At 27.5% G+C, this 2,133-nt stretch carries 3 protein-coding genes; all 3 read left to right on the top strand.

What is annotated here, in order from left to right; translation table 11 throughout:
• A partial coding sequence (locus tag CP368_RS09725; protein WP_233185883.1) for a hypothetical protein occupies window positions 1-604 on the top strand: 604 nt, incomplete at its 5' end.
• Window position 605: 1 nt separating this feature from the next.
• Window positions 606-1,031, top strand: a complete 426-nt coding sequence (locus tag CP368_RS09720; protein ID WP_098046044.1) for a hypothetical protein — start codon at window positions 606-608, stop codon at window positions 1,029-1,031.
• Window positions 1,024-2,133, top strand: a 1,110-nt coding sequence (locus tag CP368_RS09715; protein WP_143468328.1) for an AAA family ATPase, incomplete at its 3' end; no start/stop codon positions are given. The genes CP368_RS09720 and CP368_RS09715, both read left to right, overlap by 8 nt.

Genomic DNA, 2,133 nt, shown 5'->3' with positions numbered 1-2,133 from the left:
GTCCAGATGGACTTTTTATTTTTCTAAAGTGTTCAATTTGATTTTACAATCGGCGTTTAAAAAAGAATGTATAAATCGAATAGAGAAATTTATGGGGAAGAAAAGACCTGCGGTATTTAAATATAATGATGTTACAGCTATAACATTAATGGTAAACGATAATATTTCTGATCATAAATACCAAGTTAATGTTGAAGAATTAACACCCAACAAAAGAAAAACAGCTAATCAGCTATTAAGTAAAGAACGATTAAGAGAAATAACTCAATTGAAAGCAGTTAACCCTGACCCTAACTTTATTGTACGAGAGCTAGTAAGAGAAGTGTTCTATAAAGATTTTAGAGAAGTATATGCAGATACAACTAAAAAAACAGAAATTGGAAATTTAGAATATGAAGCCTTTTCTAATTATGAAGATACTAAAGATGATTTAAAATTTGATGGAAAATATACATCACATAATTTATTTCTTAGAACTACCCAAAAAAATCTAATGACATCACAACTTTTTCCAGGAGGTCCTATATATAATCATGGCTGTTATGTGTATATGACAGGACAGAATATTAATAAAGATATTCGAATTTCTTGGAAAGAAGATTAATATGGAGCCAAGTTTAATATTACAGGCTGAATATGCATCTATAATTATTAGTTTGATAAAAAGACCATATCGGGTAAACTCAATAACTAAATTGATATTTATGTCTTTTGGTGTAAAACATGCATCAATTAGAAAATATAGTAATCGAAAGATGGATTTTATTAAAACTTTTTTATCATCTTTAAGTATAAAATTAACTTCGCATCCTGAAGAACTAAAAGCAATATTAGATGTGATCTATATCCTAGAAACTGAAGGATGGATAAGTGTTGAAGGTGATACTATTAAAGTTAAAAAACAGCTTCCAGATAATGCTAGTAAGAATAAATTTTTGATTAACATTGAAAAGAAAACAATAAATCACTTAGCAGAGATTAGTAATTTAAATACTAAGTCATTTTTAGAGGAAGTATTGCAGTATGTTTAGGATTCGTAAATTGCAATTATGGGATGAAGATCAAGTAAAAGAATATGAGCTTAGTGATATTACATATATATATGGGCCAAATTCAGTAGGTAAGACTTTGTTCGCGGAATGTATTGATTTTATTTTAGGTACTACAGACAAGGATCTACCAAATAAAGATGGGATGGAGAACATTACCGCGGTAGGAGCATATGTATCAAATAAGAATTTAAATTTATATATTAAACGTGATACTGATTCAAAGTTTTATTATAAACGTGCCGAAGGAGATATATATAATTTAGTTTCAAGGGAAAGTTATATTGAAGAAATAAGTAAAATTATTCTACCCCAAGTGGGAGATAACAAGCAGCTAAAGGTATATCAAAATGTTTTTGAAGAAAGTCCTACTTTTAGAGCTTTTACGTTTTTGAATTTTATATCTGAAAGTCATCAAGGAGACTTAGGACAAATTTTTACTAAAGGTGATGAAATAAAAAACGTAATCAGGATTAGAAAAATAATGACGTTCTTTTTTAACTACAAAAATATTGAGGAAATTTCTAAGAAACAAGAAGAATTGAATCAAAATCAAAAAGAATATGATTTGCTTTCTAAAAAACAGGCTCAATACCAATATCTTTTGAATAAAATTAAAATTGGATTTCAAAATTTAAATTTAGAGTTTACAGGAAACATTGATTTAGATAAAAATACGTTGCAAGCATATAAAAATGATTTTAATCGTAAACAGCCTAAAAACTCCGGTGATTTAATCTACTTATCACGAGCATCATTCTCATTAGCAGAAGAACTAAAGCAATATGATTTTTTGCTTCAGCAATCAAAAAAAGCAAAAAGTCGAAAAAACAATGATGAAGCTTTACTCAAATTGCTAGAGGCACTTATTATTGAAAACCCTAAAAATTCAAAATATTTAAAATCTGTTCAAGCTGAAATAAAGAGCATACAAAAAGAAAAAGCTATATTGTCTTTGGCCAATTATGATATTGCTATTCAAAAAATTCAAAAAGAAAAAAGAAAGATTGATTCCCAAATAAAAACAATAAAATCATCAACTCATGACTTAGATTTTGATAAAGCAAATCAACAAATATTAATC

It is taken from the genome of Lactobacillus sp. UMNPBX17 (genome assembly GCF_002553735.1).
GTDB lineage: Bacteria > Bacillota > Bacilli > Lactobacillales > Lactobacillaceae > Lactobacillus > Lactobacillus gallinarum.
The sequence above is the reverse complement of the archived record's forward strand: the minus strand, read 5'-3'. Positions and strand labels throughout refer to the sequence as shown.

Bases quoted from the DNA above. Each gene is read 5' to 3' on its own strand.
- CP368_RS09720 (WP_098046044.1), top strand. From the start codon at position 606: ATGGAGCCAAGTTTAATATTACAGGCTGAATATGCATCTATAATTATT.